At 42.4% G+C, this 17,355-nt stretch carries 7 protein-coding genes; 6 read left to right on the top strand and 1 reads right to left on the bottom strand.

Translation table 11 applies throughout. From position 1 onward, the window contains the following. Positions 1–2: 2 nt before the first annotated feature. The 5 genes from aceE to ACWXWT_RS10265 all read left to right on the top strand — a co-directional run bounded on the left by aceE (position 3) and on the right by ACWXWT_RS10265 (position 13,392). A complete protein-coding gene (gene aceE / locus ACWXWT_RS10285; protein WP_456041493.1) occupies positions 3–2,669 on the top strand; it encodes a pyruvate dehydrogenase (acetyl-transferring), homodimeric type in 2,667 nt (888 codons plus the stop codon). A gap of 11 nt (positions 2,670–2,680) precedes the next feature. Further along, positions 2,681–4,651 (top strand): dihydrolipoyllysine-residue acetyltransferase, encoded by a 1,971-nt coding sequence (gene aceF, locus ACWXWT_RS10280; protein ID WP_456041492.1) that lies wholly within the window; start codon positions 2,681–2,683, stop codon positions 4,649–4,651. A 173-nt stretch (positions 4,652–4,824) separates the two neighbouring features. Next, entirely contained in the window at positions 4,825–6,255 is a 1,431-nt protein-coding gene (gene lpdA, locus ACWXWT_RS10275) for a dihydrolipoyl dehydrogenase (protein WP_456041491.1), read from the top strand. A gap of 305 nt (positions 6,256–6,560) precedes the next feature. Beyond that, complete coding sequence (locus ACWXWT_RS10270; RefSeq protein ID WP_456041490.1) at positions 6,561–11,036, top strand: EAL domain-containing protein; 4,476 nt, start codon at positions 6,561–6,563, stop codon at positions 11,034–11,036. 97 nt (positions 11,037–11,133) lie between these two features. Beyond that, positions 11,134–13,392, top strand: a complete 2,259-nt coding sequence (locus ACWXWT_RS10265) for a patatin-like phospholipase family protein (protein WP_456041489.1) — start codon at positions 11,134–11,136, stop codon at positions 13,390–13,392. A 78-nt stretch (positions 13,393–13,470) separates the two neighbouring features. Here ACWXWT_RS10265 and hxpB read toward each other — a convergent pair whose 3' ends face one another. After that, positions 13,471–14,139, bottom strand: a complete 669-nt coding sequence (gene hxpB / locus ACWXWT_RS10260) for a hexitol phosphatase HxpB (RefSeq protein WP_456041507.1) — start codon at positions 14,137–14,139, stop codon at positions 13,471–13,473. Positions 14,140–14,541: 402 nt separating this feature from the next. Between hxpB and acnB the strand changes: the two genes are divergently transcribed. Beyond that, on the top strand, positions 14,542–17,139 hold the full coding sequence (acnB, locus tag ACWXWT_RS10255; protein ID WP_456041488.1) for a bifunctional aconitate hydratase 2/2-methylisocitrate dehydratase: 2,598 nt from the start codon (positions 14,542–14,544) through the stop codon (positions 17,137–17,139). Positions 17,140–17,355: the final 216 nt, after the last annotated feature.

The following is a 17,355-nucleotide window of genomic DNA, read 5'->3' as shown; positions in this document are numbered from 1 at the left end:
AGATGTCTGAAGATATGCTTCAAGATTTAGACCCATCAGAAACCCAAGAGTGGGTTGATGCTCTGCAAGCTGTGTTAGAGCAAGAAGGGCCTGAACGTGCACATTTTTTACTCGAAAAGTTAATCGACAAAGCGCGTCGTAACGGTACTCACTTACCTTATAATGCGACAACAGCGTATTTAAATACCATTCCGGCAGGTCAAGAACCCAACATGCCTGGTAATCAAGAAATGGAGCGTCGTATCCGTGCGATTATCCGTTGGAATGCCTTGGCGATGGTGTTACGTGGTTCTAAGAAAGATTTAGAGCTGGGCGGCCATATTTCAAGTTTTGCGTCCAGTGCAACGATTTATGATGTGTGTTTTAACCACTTCTTCCGTGCACCGAATGAGCAAGACGGTGGTGACTTGGTGTATTTCCAAGGTCATATTGCACCAGGTATTTATGCGCGTTCTTTCCTTGAAGGCCGCATTACTGAAGAGCAAATGGCTAACTTCCGTCAAGAAGTTGATGGTAAAGGTCTGTCTTCATACCCGCATCCGAAGTTAATGCCTAGTTATTGGCAGTTCCCGACGGTATCGATGGGTCTAGGTCCTATTCAAGCCATTTACCAAGCACGTTATTTAAAGTATTTAACTGACCGTGGTTTAAAAGATTGTTCTAAGCAAACAGTTTACTGTTTCTTAGGTGACGGTGAGTGTGATGAGCCAGAAGCTTTGGGGGCAATTGGTTTAGCTGCGCGCGAAGAGTTAGATAATTTAGTGTTTATCGTTAACTGTAACTTACAGCGCTTAGATGGTCCTGTTCGTGGTAACGGTAAGATCATCCAAGAGCTTGAAGGCGAATTCCGCGGCGCAGGCTGGGAAGTGGTTAAAGTGATTTGGGGCCGCTATTGGGATCCATTATTGGCTCGTGATACCAGCGGTAAGTTATTACAGTTAATGGAAGAAACCGTAGACGGTGAATACCAAAACTGTAAAGCCAAAGGCGGTGCATGGACTCGTGAGCATTTCTTTGGTAAGTACCCAGAAACCGCTGAAATGGTTGCTAATATGTCTGATGACGACATTTGGCGCTTAAACCGAGGTGGTCATGATCCTGTGAAAGTTTACGCTGCACTTGAGCATGCACAGAAAACCAAAGGACGGCCAACAGTTATTCTTGCCAAAACCGTTAAAGGTTATGGGTTAGGTGATGCGGGTGAAGGTAAAAACATTGCTCACAACGTCAAGAAAATGGGCGTAGAAGCTATTCGTCACTTTCGTGACCGTTTTAATATTCCAATTCCGGATGACAAATTAGAAGATCTACCTTTCTATCATCCAGGTCCAGACTCTGAAGAGGTGAAATACTTAAAGAGTCGCCGTGAAGCATTATTAGGTTATTTACCGAAGCGTCGTGAAAAATTCACTGAAGAGTTAGAAGTACCTTCATTGAAAATTTTTGATTCGATTTTAAAAGGTTCTAATGGCCGTGAAATTTCGTCAACAATGGCGTTTGTTCGAGTATTAACCGCTTTGTTAAAAGATAAAGGTATTGGCAAACGTATTGTGCCAATTATTCCTGATGAAGCGCGTACTTTTGGTATGGAAGGTTTATTCCGCCAAGTGGGTATTTATGCTCATGAAGGCCAAAAATATGTACCACAAGACTCTGATCAAGTGGCGTACTACCGTGAAGATAAAACCGGTCAGGTTTTACAAGAAGGTATTAACGAGTTAGGCGCAATGTCATCTTGGGTGTCAGCTGCAACCAGCTACTCAGTTAACGACATGCCAACGATTCCGTTTTACATCTACTACTCTATGTTCGGTTTCCAGCGTATTGGCGACATGGCATGGGCTGCTGGCGACATGCGCGCTCGTGGTTTCTTAGTGGGTGGTACTTCTGGCCGTACAACATTGAACGGCGAAGGTTTACAGCATCAAGATGGTCACAGTCATGTGTTGGCCAATACTATTCCAAACTGTATTTCTTACGATCCAACATACGGTTATGAAATTGCCGTTGTCGTTCAAGATGGTATTCGTCGTATGTATGGCGAAAATCAAGAAGATATCTTCTATTACCTAACGACGATGAACGAAAACTACGTTCAACCTGAAATGCCAGCTGGTGCCGAAGAAGGTATCGTAAAAGGTATCTACAAGCTTGAATCAGTTGCTGGCAGTGGTAAAGGTAAAGTACAGCTAATGGGTTGCGGCACCATTTTAGAAGAAGTGCGTAAAGCGGCTCAAGCCCTTGCGAAAGACTTTGGTGTTAGCGCAGATGTGTTCAGTGTGACTAGTTTTAACGAGTTAACACGCGATGGTCAAGAGGTTGAGCGTTGGAACATGTTGCATCCAACAGCACAACCTAAGCAAGCGTATATCAGCCAAGTATTATCTGCTGATGCACCTGCGATTGTGGCCACTGACTACATGAAAATATACGGCGAGCAATTACGCGCCTTTGTACCGACTGACTATAAAGTGCTAGGTACCGATGGTTTTGGTCGCAGCGACAGCCGTGCAAACTTACGTCATCACTTTGAAGTGGATGCTAAGTTTATTGTTATTGCGGCACTGAAGTCTCTTGTTGAGCGTAATGAAATGCCAGTTGATGTGTTAACAAAAACCATTGCTGAATATGGCATTGATGCTGACAAGATCAACCCACAGTTCGCGTAAGGGGATACAAAATGGCTGAATTAAAAGAAGTTTTGGTTCCTAATATCGATACTGATGCTGTGCAGGTTATTGAAATCTGTGCTGCTGTTGGTGATTTTCTTGAAAAAGAAGCATCAATCATTACAGTAGAAAGCGATAAGGCAACCATGGACATTCCAGCACCTTTTGCTGGTACCTTGGCAGAATTAAAAATTGCTGTGGGTGATACCGTTTCTGAAGGCACCTTGATTGCCATGATGAGTGAAGCAAACGCTGCACCGGCTAAAGCCGAAGCCCCAGTGGCGCAAGCTGCAGCTCCTGCTCCGGTAGCTCCTGTCGCCGCACCAAGTGCTGGTAGCCCAGAAGTCATTGAAGTGAAAGTACCTGATATCGGCGGCGACACTGATGTGTCTGTCATCGAAGTATTGGTTGCTGTTGGCGATAGCATTGACGTTGATACGGGGTTAATCACCTTAGAAACCGATAAAGCCACCATGGATGTACCGTCACCTCAAGCGGGTGTAGTTAAATCAGTGACAGTGGCCGTTGGCGACAAAGTGTCTGAAGGTTCATTGGTTATCACGCTAGAAGTCGCCGGCTCAGCACCCGTTCAAGCAGCACCTGCAGTGTCAACGGCACAAGTTGATGCTCCTCTGGCAGCGGCTCCGGTTTCTCAAGCAACGGCAGAAGTAACGACAAGCCAAGTACAAGAAGTTCATGTACCAGATATTGGCGATGCTAATGATGTTGATGTTATCGAGGTGCTGGTTGCTGTTGGTGATGAAATCACTGCAGATCAAGGGTTAATTACCCTTGAAACTGACAAAGCGACCATGGAAGTACCAGCTCCATTTGCCGGTAAATTAATATCGTTAACGGTTAACGTGGGCGATAAAGTATCTCAAGGTAGCTTAATTGCGACGATTGAAACTACTAACACAGCACCAGTGGCACAGGCTGTGCCGGCTCAAGCCGCATCAGCGCCTGCTGCTCCTGCTCCGGCAATAGCGGCAAGTCGCCCCTCAAATCCACCCGTGCCGTATCACCCAAGTGCTGCAGCACCAACTTCAACAGGTGCTGTGCATGCATCGCCAGCTGTACGTCGTTTAGCGCGTGAATTTGGTGTTGATTTAACGAAAGTGACAGGTACTGGCCGCAAAGCGCGTATTTTGAAAGAAGACGTGCAGGCATTTGTTAAGTATGAGTTATCGCGTCCTAAAGCAACAGCTGCCACATCGGTTGCTGGTGGTGCGGGTGGCTTAAACGTCATTGCTGCGCCTAAAGTTGATTTCAGTAAGTTTGGTGAAGTGGAAGAAGTACCATTAAGCCGCATCCAGAAAATCTCTGGGCCTAACTTACACCGCAACTGGGTCACTATTCCTCACGTAACACAGTTTGATGAAGCAGATATCACCGAGATGGAAGCTTTCCGTAAACAACAGAATGATATTGCTGCCAAGAAAAAAGCAGATTACAAAATCACTCCACTTGTGTTCATGATGAAAGCGGTTGCTAAAACATTGGCTGAATTCCCTGTGTTTAACTCTAGCTTAAGTGCAGATGGTGAGTCGCTGATTCAGAAAAAGTACTTCCATATTGGTGTCGCGGTTGATACGCCAAACGGTTTAATGGTTCCGGTTGTACGTGATGTTGATAAAAAAGGCATTGTTGAATTGTCGCGTGAGTTAACCGACATTTCTATCCGTGCGCGTGACGGCAAGCTTAAGTCTGCAGACATGCAAGGTAGCTGTTTTACTATTTCAAGTTTAGGAGGCATTGGCGGTACGGCATTTACGCCGATTGTTAACTATCCTGATGTGGCGATTTTAGGTGTGTCAAAATCTGAAATTAAGCCCAAATGGAATGGTAAAGACTTTGAGCCTAAATTAATGTTGCCACTGTCATTATCATACGACCATCGTGTGATTGACGGCGCAATGGCTGCACGCTTTAGTGTGACATTGTCTGCCATCTTGTCTGACATCCGCACCATGATTTTGTAAACATATCTGGCCACTCTAATCGAGTGGCCTTTTTTATGTCGATGATTATCGCCAATGTTTGATTGTGATCGTCATCAAACAAAGGGTAAAATGCGGTCAGTTATCACAATCTGCTCGCATTGATTGTTAAATCGGTTTTGTTCGCCAACATATGCAAAAGAATAGAGGAAAACATGAGTAACGAAATTAAAACTCAGGTCGTTGTATTAGGATCAGGCCCTGCAGGCTATTCAGCAGCATTCCGTGCGGCTGATTTAGGTTTAGATGCCATTATCGTTGAACGTTTTAGCACCCTTGGTGGTGTATGTTTGAACGTAGGTTGCATCCCATCTAAAGCATTACTACACATTGCTAAAGTGATTGAAGAAGCTAAATCAGCTGCGAATCACGGTGTGGTATTTGGTGAGCCGACAATCGATTTAGAAAAGCTCCGTGGCTTTAAAGAAAAAGTCGTTGGCCAGTTAACCGGTGGATTAGGCGGAATGTCTAAAATGCGTAAAGTTAATGTGGTTAATGGTTTTGGTAAGTTCACTGGTCCAAATAGTTTAGAAGTGACTGCTGAAGACGGCACCGTTACCGTTGTTCAGTTTGAACAAGCGATTATTGCAGCAGGCTCTCGTCCAATTCAATTGCCATTTATTCCACATGATGACCCACGTATTTGGGATTCGACTGACGCACTCGAATTGAAAGAAGTGCCTGGTAAATTATTGGTGATGGGTGGCGGTATTATTGGTCTAGAAATGGGTACAGTGTACTCATCTTTAGGCAGTGAAATTGACGTGGTTGAAATGTTTGACCAAGTGATTCCTGCCGCAGACAAAGATATTATTCGTGTATTTACGAAACAAATTAAGAAGAAGTTTAATCTTATTCTCGAAACGAAAGTCACAGCTGTTGAAGCCAAAGACGACGGCATTTATGTCACAATGGAAGGCAAAAAAGCACCTGCTGAACCCGTGCGTTACGATGCTGTGCTAGTGGCTATTGGTCGCTCACCAAATGGTAAGTTAATTGCTGCTGAAAAAGCAGGCGTTAAGGTTGATGAGCGTGGTTTTATCAACGTAGACAAACAATTGCGTACTAACGTTCCGCACATTTTTGCTATTGGTGACATCGTAGGTCAACCAATGTTGGCGCATAAAGGTGTGCATGAAGGCCATGTTGCGGCTGAAGTGATTGCAGGAATGAAGCATTACTTCGATCCTAAAGTCATTCCATCAATTGCTTATACAGACCCAGAAGTAGCATGGGTTGGTCTAACTGAGAAAGAAGCCAAAGAGCAAGGCATTGCTTATGAAACGTCTACTTTCCCTTGGGCTGCAAGTGGACGTGCTATCGCATCGGATTGCAGTGAAGGCATGACCAAATTGATTTTCGACAAAGAAACTCATCGTGTTATTGGTGGTGCTATTGTGGGTGTTAACGGTGGCGAGTTACTCGGTGAAATTGGTCTTGCGATTGAAATGGGTTGTGATGCTGAAGATTTAGCATTAACCATTCATGCCCACCCAACCTTGCATGAATCAGTGGGTTTAGCCGCTGAAATATATGAAGGTTCAATTACTGATTTACCTAACCCTAAAGCGGTTAAGAAAAAGTAATACGCATTGAGTTGATGACACTAAAGCGCTCCTAGCAAGGGGTGCTTTTTTTTAGCCGCAGTTTGATTTTTAGGCTAGTCTTATGATGAAGTGTTACTTTCTCGATTGAATAATGTTAAAACATTAATATTGTTTATAAAAATTAAATTACAGAATAAAAAACAACTTTTTAACGTTATATCATTCTCTTATTACGTTTGCTGTGTGGCCTCTGATTTTGCATTAAACAAGATACTCGCCTGTGTAGCCTTGTTGATAAATAGCAATTAGGACAAACATTATTTTTTGAGGAATAGGCTTAATTTATGATCAGAGCGGTAATCTGTTGGTTGGTATGTATAAGTTGTTATGTGCTCAGCGCTGTACCTGCAAATGCAGCAGATATTGTACAGCGAGTATTTACTGCGCAAGATGGTTTGGCCACCGCAACGATTCAAGATATTAGCTTTGACCAATATGGTTTTGTTTGGTTAGCGACTCAACAAGGTCTCTACCGAGTGAGTAACAGTAAAGTAAGACGCATTGATAAAGTGGGTTTTGATTCTGTATTGGATGACGAGCTGATTACCAGCGTAGTTAACTCTGGCCAAGAACATCTGTTGATTGGCACAAACTCCTCATTATATTTGTACAGCATTTTAAATAACCACTTTAAGTTGTTACTCAAACCTAAAGTGAATAACACGAGCAGTATTGATAATAGTATTAGGGTTATGGCGACTCAGCGCCAGCAAGATGGGCGCTTGCTTATATTATCTTATTCAGGCCAGGTTTATTACTTTGATGATGTTTCCCAGCAGTTGTCCTTGTCTCGTGGTCATTCATTAGACGGCAGTTTGCCTTGGAGTAATGCATTAGAATTGCATTCATCTCAGTATCTTTTTTCAACTAATCACTTACTGCAACTTCATCAGGCTGATGGAACCCTTGTTGGGACTTTTCCGTGGCCAGATAAAAGTGGTTCGATCATGAAGTTGTTTCAAGATAAGCAACAGCGCGTATGGCTGTTAACTTCAAAGGGCTTATTTAAGGTTGATGTGGCTAATTTGCGTCTGCAAGCCGTTACAGAAATACCTTATTACGTCGAACAAATGGAGCAAGATCTCGATGGCAATTTGTGGATATCGAGTCGGATAGGACTCATTTTTTGGAATCCAAGCAATGATGAACTCATTATTTATCGTGATGAGCTCAAGCAACGAGCCAATATTGATTATATTCACGACATGGCCGTTGACCCTGACGGCCTACTATGGCTTGGCGGCTCTGGTGATGGGTTAGCTGTAATTGCAGCAAAACCCAAGTTTTTGATTGATGATTATACGAAAAAGCCGCCTTACCAACTTGATAATGAAATGGTTTGGTCAATATACAGTGAGGGCGACACACTATGGTTGGGCACCGACGGTGGTTTATCGGTGGTCAACACTCGCGATAAAACATCAACAATGATTATTCCCCAAGGCTTTGAGCTAAGTGACAGTATTTACCGGATTGGCTCTTTAGACGCACAGCATATTGTGTTGGCAACCACCAGTGGGTTATATGTTGTAAATAAAGTGACTAATGCCAGTTCTAATTTTGCGCAGTGGAGTGGTGGTCAAGAGTCGCTGAACGATAAAATAGTCATGAGTATTTATCGTGATGAAGGTGATAGCGATATTATTTGGTTTAGCACCAATCATGGGCTTTATTATTGGAAAGAGGGCAATACAGATCTAAAACTACAGGCGCTATTTAACGGGCAACAGTCGTTAGCGAACTCTTGGTATAAAGCAATATTACGGGATGATGAAAACCGTTTATGGATAAGTGGCGGTAAACATTTTGGTTATTTAACGGCGGCTGGTGAGTATGTTTCAAAATTGGACGTATTTGCCGATTTTACTCATCAACCGACAATGAATAGCTTGATGCAAGTAGCGCCCGATGTTCTTTGGCTAGGTACGTCCCAGCATGGCATATATCAATTCAATACAAAAACTGATGATATTATTTCACTTGATCAACAATGGAAGACCGATTGTAAAGTCGTGTTTTTTCTTCAAGACACAGATACAGATCATATTATTGGTTGTGCTAGCACCATCATTAAAGTCAATAAAAAATCAGGTAAAGTGAGTTCGTTTAGTCGCCAAGACGGGTTTACTTCAGACGAATTTAATGAAGCGGCAAAGTTCTATGATCCTGAAAAGGGATTTTATGTTGGTACTCCAGACGGGGCAATGTTAATTGACCTTGATAAGCTGGTATCGAGAACGTTAAACGATAAGATTATGCTTGAATCAGTATCTGTATTTTATGACAACAATACCGCAGTGTACCTCATTCCAAGCCAACTCCCACAAGTTGATCCTGGCGCCAGCTTGATTAGCTTTCAAATTGCGATACTTGATTATCTTGATGATAAACCGATGACCTTACAATATCGTTTAGTTAAGGATGGCAATATTGCGGGCAATTATGTGTTACTGGAAGGCCAATCACAGATTAATATTACGGGACTAAGTGCTGGGGCATATACCCTTGAGCTTTTATATAAAAGAAATGGCGTTTGGTCCAGCGAGCCGTTTCAGTATCGGTTTACTGTCAAGCAATTTTGGTGGCGTTCGCAGCAATTCAAAGGCGCGTTTGCTTTCAGTATTTTGCTGATTGTGTCAATTATGTTGTTATTTAGACAACGACAAATTAATCGTTTTAAACAAATGAACTTTGCATTGGTTGAAAGTGACGAACGCTTGCGTCAAGCCTTAAAAGGCAGCGACTCAGATTTATGGGAATGGCACGACACAACCAAGATGTTGTCACTGGACAACCGAGGCGGCGTATTAGGGCCCAAGCCCCACATTGATATGATGTTAAGCGATATCCCGATACATAAAGACGATGTAAAGAGGATTACATCGGCTTGGACAGATCTAATAAAAGGCAACACAGAAATGATTGATGCCGAGTATCGATATCATAATCAATATGATCATCAGTGGCATTGGATGAGGATTAAAGGTCGCGCTATTCAAGCAGACCCGAGTAACGGGCGAGTGTTGCATGCAGCAGGAATGTACACCGATATTACGCAGCAAAGAGCTTTGGAAGGCGAGGTTACGTTATTAGCTCAGGCATTTGAAAATACTTCTGAAGGTATGCTGATATTGGATGCCAATAAAAGCATTAAAGTGAGCAATGCTGCCGCCAATTTAATTCTAGTATCCAACAAACATGAGTTAACAAATAAGTATTTTGCTGATTTAGTATTTGAAACTCCAGAACAATTTGATATGGAAGAGGTGTTCGATAAAGAACATTTTTGGACTGGTGAATGCCAATTTAACTGTCTGGATGGTAGTCGTTGTCCTGTTTGGTTAAACGTATCAACCATGCTTAATGTTAATGGTGAGGCATTGCATTATGTGGTGGTTTTTTCTGACATTACTGAACGCAAACATAATGAATTACACCTTCGCCGTTTAGCCAACAGTGATACGTTAACTGGACTGGCCAACCGAGCAATGTTTTCACGTCGATTGGGGCAAGTGATTGAAACGGCTAAACAGCGCAAAGAAACCTTAGCGTTGCTGTTTTTAGACCTCGACCGATTTAAGCATGTGAATGATTCATACGGCCATAGTATGGGTGATGCATTACTCATTGAAGCCGCTAATCGATTACAGTCTTGCTTGTCTGATGATCACTTATTATGCCGTTTTGGTGGCGATGAGTTTGTTATTTTGCTGCGCGATGCTAATGATGTCGACACCATTAACCATATCGCGACACAATTACTCAAACAAATTGAAATGCCATTTAAACTTTATGGTAGAGAGTTTTTTATCTCAACCAGTATTGGTATTAGCATTTGGTCTGACGATGATCAATCTCCAGAAACCTTGATAAAAAATGCCGATTTAGCTATGTATCATGCTAAAGAAGAAGGCCGTGGTAATTTCCAATATTACTCTGCTGAACGTAATGCGGAAGCATTATACCATTTACGCTTAGAGGCTGACTTGCATCGAGCAGTGCAGTGTAATGAGTTTGAACTATATTACCAGCCACAAATTGATGTTCAAGAGCAAGATAGTTTAGTGGGTGTTGAAGCCTTGATCCGTTGGCAGCATCCAAAAGATGGCATGGTTAATCCGGATGTGTTTATTGGTATTGCAGAATCATGCGGCCTCATTGTTGATATTGATCGTTGGGTGCTGACTCAAGCTTGCATTGATGGTGCAAAGTGGCATCAACAATATCAAAGTGGCGTAAAAGTATCGGTTAACGTATCCGCTATGCACTTTAGGCAGCCTGACTTTATCGACTTTTTGACAGCAACCTTACACAACACTGGCATGCCAGCAAAATATTTGTCGATGGAGATTACCGAAGGCGTATTGATGAAAGAGATTGATATTGCCAGCCAACATTTGCTTGCGTTAAGGCAATTAGGTATTGAAGTGGCCATCGATGATTTTGGTACAGGTTATTCATCTCTTGCCTATTTACGCTCATTCCAAGTCAATATTCTGAAAATAGATCGCTCTTTCTTAATGCATATTGATGTTAACAAAGCTGACCAAGCGATTGTGAGCAGTATTATTGAATTGGCGCGCAACCTCTCGCTTGAAGTTGTGGCAGAAGGGGTCGAATCTCAGGAACAATTAGATCAAGTGGTCCAGCGAGGATGTCATATTATTCAAGGTTATTATTTTGCTAAACCTATGCCAAAAATCGATATTGAACACGAAATTAAGCGGCAAGCGCTAGCGAATAAGTCATCTGAAGTGTAGCGATAAAGGGAGTCATTTTATGGCGACCATCCATTTGTATAGCTATTGGTTAATTCTTGTTAGAATAAGTTGTTTTTACTTACTTTCGGAATGATTTATGCAACAAATTTTGCGCCTTAATTTGCTGGTTCTTTTTGCAATGAGTTGTCTTTGCTTGGCTGTGCAACCCGTTTATGCAGCAAAAAAAAATGCTAAGGAAAGACCCACCATTGGCCTAGCGCTTAGCGGCGGAGGTGCAAAAGGTGCTGCACATATTGGTGTGCTTAAAGTCATGGAGAAATATCGTATTCCCGTAGATTATATTGCCGGTACAAGTATTGGTGCGTATGTCGCGGGAATGTACGCATTAGGTTATAACGCAGATCAAATTGAGACCATTATGCTCAATGGTGAATGGTCTAAAGGGTATTCTGATACCATTCCGCGAGATAAATTAAGTTACCGTGATAAGCAACAGCGTGACCAATTTAATATTCCTCTTACAGTTGGCTATAACGATAATCGCCTTACTTCACCAAGTGGCTTGTTGCGTGGACAAAGCATGTCGCAACTGCTGCGTCACTCTACGGGCCTAGTCGAACAGTTTGGTGACTTTGATGACTTGGCTATTCCGTATCGAGCCGTGTCGACAGACTTAGCAACCAGTGAAGCCGTGGTTTTATCTAGTGGCAGTGTTGTGCAAGCAATGCAAGCATCGGCCACAGTACCTGGAGCATTACAACCAGCGCTCATTAATGGGCGTTTACTGGTTGATGGCGGCATCGCCAACAATATGCCTGTTGATGTGGTGAAAGCCATGGGAGCAGACATTGTTATTGCCGTTGATATTGGCTCAGCCTTAACGAAACAAGAAAATTTAGACAGCACCATTGCGGTATTAGAACAATTGTCTACTATGTTGACTCAAGCCAGCACCGCCCGCCAAAAAACATTACTGACGTCAGGTGATATCTTAATTCGTCCTGCGATTGATAGTTTGAGCACTACCGATTTTTCAATTATGCCGTTGGCGCTCAAATTAGGCGAAGATGCCGCCAATTTAGAATTGGTAAAATTAGCGCCTCTTGGGATAAGTGAGCAAGATTATTTAGCCTATCAAGCAAGTAAATCACAACAAAGCCTGTTGTGGATTGATCCACTTAAAAAGCCTATTTATAAAATTGCTTTTGATAATCAATCAAAAGTCAGTGAAAAATTATTACGTGAGCGTTTAGGTATTGAAGAAGGCGTTGTACTTAGTAAAGAAGATTTAAACGCAGCGTTAAACCGAGTGTATTCACTGAACAAATTTGAACGTGTTAACGCCGAATTTGAAGATGTCGACCAAGGCCGGATTTTAACCATCACCACTAAAGCAAAGTCGTGGGGACCGAACTATTTTCAAGCGGGTTTCAATTGGGAAGATGACTTTACATTGGATTCTGCTATTACCGTTAGTTTAGCTTATACCATGGCCGACTTAACTGAAAATGGTGGTGAGTGGCGTAATGAATTAGAGCTAGGCTTTAAAAAACGAATTTCCACCGAATTCTATCAACCATTAGACCGTGATCAGACATTTTATAGCCTAGCGAGGTTGCAATACGAATTAAAAGATTGGGATTTATTTGATCAAGATAGTCGTTATGTTGAACTTGAAAATAATGTTGCTCAACTTGTTGTCGGCGTAGGTTATAACTTTGACTCAGATGGTATTATCGAACTGGGTTTTACCGTAGAAGATGGACGTGTCAGTAGTGAGTATGGCTTAGTCGATTCATTAGATTATCATTCCACTGGCGGTTATTTTAAGGTGGCCTACGACAGCCTAAACAGCATTAGTTTCCCAACGGAAGGAAATCGATTTACTTTCGTCAGTTATTTAAGGGATGAGTCTTATAACGGTCTAAGTGATGTTGATACAACCTTTAGTGATGATTTAGCTTGGCAATTTGAAGCGGATTGGAAAGGTGCACTGAAACTCGGTAATCATGCCATTGTGGGCAAAATGGAACTTGCTACAACCGAAAATGATGGTGATTTCACCTTGCATGTTGCTGATTTAGGTGGCTTTTTGAACTTATCTGGTTACCGTAAAGATACCTTAGTTGGCGCGCATAAACTATTTGGTGCTGTGATTTATCAATATGATTTGGGCCGTGATGTATTGATCACCGATTTGCCTTTGTATTTAGGTACCAGCCTTGAGGCGGGTAATGTGTGGTTTGATCGTGATGACGTAAACTTAAATGATTTGATTTACGCCAGTAGTTTATATTTAGGAACCGATACCGACTGGGGCCCAGCAGCATTAGGTTTCGGTTTTACAGACAGTGGTGAAACGGCATTTTATTTATTTGTCGGCAAAAACTTTTAAGCATTATTAGCCAAGATTAATCCACAACATTTAACCATAACGGCAGCCTAGGCTGCCGTTATGGTTATTTGCAATTCTCTATGTGCTGACCGTTTTAAGTAATTCGGGCAATAACCCTGCGTGCAACAATTGATGATGTGCAATCACCCATTTAGTTTGCGTGGCAGTGTGAGGTGCAGGAATGACTACGGTTTGCATACTGGCAGCTCGTGCGGCAATTAAGCCATTAAACGAGTCTTCAATCGCGATACATTGGCTCGGTGGTACATCAAGCCCTTTAGCACAATTTAAATATACCTCGGGGTGTGGCTTGCCATAATCCAAATTTTCTGCCGATTCAATGGCATTAAAATAATGACCAACGGCCAATTTTTGCAGCACAGCTTCAATAATTAATGATGATGAAGACGTCGCTAACCCTATTTTAAGCCCTAAACGTTTACAGGCATCTAGCGACTCAATAACACCTCGCATCGGTTCACCATTAGCATTGATTTGGGCGATGACTTCATTAACAATTTTATTTGCCGTGGCTGTATTGTCGTAATTTTGCCAAGGAAAACGTTGGTACCAATAGCTAACAACATGATCAATGCGTAAGCCAGTGGTTTGCTCTATTTCTTCAAGGCTTAGGTTAAGCCCATAATGATTTAATACCGTTTGCTCGGCTAACTGCCACGCGGGTTCGGAATCAATTAAAACTCCATCCATATCAAAAATAACGGCTTTCATTTGGGTAGACACAATGCTGGCTCCAGAAATGGCATAACCTTAAGCGTTAATTATTACTTTGTTGCTGATTCGACACAATCAAAACACACTTTTTAAAAAATATTTCATCTAAAAAAGTGGATATTTTACTGTGTATAGTTTAATCAGTGGGTGTTGCGTAAGCTAATGTATTTAAGTGTTTTTTCGGCTGTTTCAAACTATTGTCTAATTTAAATTTAATTAACTTGCGGTTAAATTGATTTTTAGGTTGATAAATCGCGTTGATTTCATACCTCTAATAGTGTGAGCTGATTCATACTTTTACAAAGCTGTAGTATACTGGAGGTCGGATTTCAAGCCCGAACCAGTGGAATTATCAGCGTAACCATAATGGCGCTGAGTTTCGCCGTTAGGCGTCAAACAAAGAGGAATGTTGCCGTGCTAGAAGCATATCGTAAACACGTCGCAGAACGTGCTGCAGAGGGTGTAGTCCCTAAGCCATTAGATGCACAACAAGTGGCTGAACTGGTTAAATTAGTTGAAACACCGCCAGCAGGTGAAGAGGCGTTTATCCTCGACCTGCTTGAGAATCGTATCCCACCAGGAGTAGATGAGGCAGCCTATGTAAAAGCTGCTTTCCTTGATGCGGTCGCGAAAGGCACAGTGTCATCTCCAATATTAAGCGTTGAACATGCTGTTAAGCTGCTTGGTACTATGCAAGGCGGTTACAACATAGAACCGTTAATTGACCAACTAGACAATGCAAAATTAGCACCTTTAGCGGTTACCGCACTGTCTAACACCTTGTTGATGTTTGATTCATACCACGATGTAGTTGAAAAAATGCAAGCGGGTAATGAATTTGCCAAACAAGTTGTTGAATCATGGGCAAATGCAGATTGGTTCTTAAACCGTCCAAAATTGGCAGACAAAGTAACCTTAACGGTTTTCAAAGTGGCTGGTGAAACCAACACGGATGATTTGTCTCCTGCGCCAGATGCATGGTCTCGCCCAGATATTCCACTACACGCATTAGCCATGCTAAAAAATGCGCGTGACGGTATTGTGCCTGATGAATCAGGTGTTGTGGGCCCAATCAAAGAAATCGAAGCGTTAAAAAGCAAAGGTCACCCATTAGTATATGTCGGTGATGTTGTCGGTACGGGTTCTTCACGTAAATCAGCCACTAACTCAGTGTTATGGTTTATGGGTGATGACATTCCTTATGTGCCTAACAAGCGTGCTGGTGGCTTCTGTTTAGGTAACAAAATTGCGCCAATCTTCTTCAATACTATGGAAGATGCGGGTGCATTACCGATTGAGCTAAACGTTGATCAAATGGATACTGGCGATGTGATTGATATCTACCCTTATGAAGGTGTAGTTAAACGTCATGGCACTGATGAAGTCATCTCTACATTTGAGCTTAAAACCGAAGTATTGTTAGATGAAGTTCGTGCTGGTGGTCGTATTCCATTGATCATCGGTCGTGGCCTTACTGACCGTGCACGTGAAACTTTAGGTCTTGAAGCATCAAAAGTATTCGTTCGTCCACAAGACATTGCCGCTTCTGATAAAGGCTTTACTTTAGCCCAGAAAATGGTCGGTAAAGCATGCGGTGTATCAGGTGTTCGTCCTGGTCAATACTGCGAACCTAAAATGACCTCTGTTGGTTCACAAGACACTACTGGCCCTATGACACGTGATGAGTTAAAAGACTTAGCATGTTTAGGCTTTAGTGCTGATTTAACCATGCAGTCATTCTGTCACACTGCGGCTTATCCAAAGCCAGTTGATGTTACGACTCACCACACACTACCGGATTTCATTATGAACCGTGGTGGTGTTGCTTTACGTCCAGGTGACGGGGTTATTCACTCGTGGTTAAACCGTATGTTATTACCCGATACCGTAGGTACTGGTGGTGATTCACATACTCGTTTCCCTATTGGTATTTCGTTCCCAGCCGGTTCTGGTTTAGTGGCATTTGCTGCTGCAACAGGTGTCATGCCTCTTGATATGCCTGAGTCAGTGCTAGTGCGTTTTAAAGGCGAAATGCAACCTGGTATTACCTTACGTGATTTAGTCCATGCTATCCCATTAAAAGCGATTGAAATGGGTCTGCTAACGGTTGAGAAAAAAGGCAAAATCAACGCTTTCTCTGGCCGTGTATTAGAAATCGAGGGTCTTGAAAAACTTAAAGTTGAACAAGCATTCGAATTATCTGATGCATCTGCTGAGCGTTCAGCGGCAGGTTGTAGCATTAAGCTAGACAAAGAACCAATCATCGAATATCTCACCTCAAACATCGTGATGTTGAAGTGGATGATTTCTGAAGGTTATGGCGATCGTCGCACTATTGAGCGTCGTATTAATGCGATGCAAGAGTGGATTGCTAACCCAGAGTTGATGGAAGCTGATAAAGATGCAGAATACGCTGAAATTATCGAAATCAATCTAAACGACATCAAAGAGCCAATCCTTTGTGCACCAAACGATCCTGATGATGCTGTATTATTATCAAGCGTTGCACAAACTAAGATTGACGAAGTGTTTGTTGGTTCTTGTATGACAAACATCGGTCACTTCCGTGCAACCGGTAAGATGTTAGACAAGTTTGCTAAAACATTACCGACTCGTTTATGGATTGCACCACCAACTAAGATGGACCGCGATCAATTAACGGAAGAAGGTTACTACGCCATCTTCGGTCGTGTTGGCGCTCGTATTGAGATCCCTGGTTGTTCTCTATGTATGGGTAACCAAGCACGTGTTGCTGAAGGTTCTACTGTAGTATCAACGTCTACACGTAACTTCCCTAACCGTTTAGGTACAGGCGCAAACGTCTACTTAGCATCAGCTGAGTTAGCCGCAGTAGCAGCGTTACTAGGTCGTTTACCTTCTCCTGAAGAGTATCAAGAATACGCTAAAGAGTTAGATGCAACAGCAGCTGACACTTACCGTTACTTGAATTTCGACCAAATCGATTCTTACACTAAGAAAGCCGACAGCGTGATTTTTCAAGCCGCGCTTTAAGCTTAAACGAGTTAACAATTGATCAAAAATGCCAGCAGAAATGCTGGCATTTTTATTTGGATTTCGTTATGTAGGGTTATACCAATCCTATTATACCAATCCGCATTAGACTTTGCCCATATTAGCCCAGTCTCTTGTACACAAACTTTTTACCCTGTCCTTGCACTGAACAAACGTATTCCAAGCACTACAACACAGCTCAACGATATCGTTATA

The organism is Shewanella sp. A22, assembly GCF_053850585.1.
The sequence above is the reverse complement of the archived record's forward strand: the minus strand, read 5'-3'. Positions and strand labels throughout refer to the sequence as shown.

Bases quoted from the DNA above. Each gene is read 5' to 3' on its own strand.
- aceE (WP_456041493.1), top strand. From the start codon at position 3: ATGTCTGAAGATATGCTTCAAGATTTAGACCCATCAGAAACCCAAGAG.
- aceF (WP_456041492.1), top strand. From the start codon at position 2,681: ATGGCTGAATTAAAAGAAGTTTTGGTTCCTAATATCGATACTGATGCT.
- lpdA (WP_456041491.1), top strand. From the start codon at position 4,825: ATGAGTAACGAAATTAAAACTCAGGTCGTTGTATTAGGATCAGGCCCT.
- ACWXWT_RS10270 (WP_456041490.1), top strand. From the start codon at position 6,561: ATGATCAGAGCGGTAATCTGTTGGTTGGTATGTATAAGTTGTTATGTG.
- ACWXWT_RS10265 (WP_456041489.1), top strand. From the start codon at position 11,134: ATGCAACAAATTTTGCGCCTTAATTTGCTGGTTCTTTTTGCAATGAGT.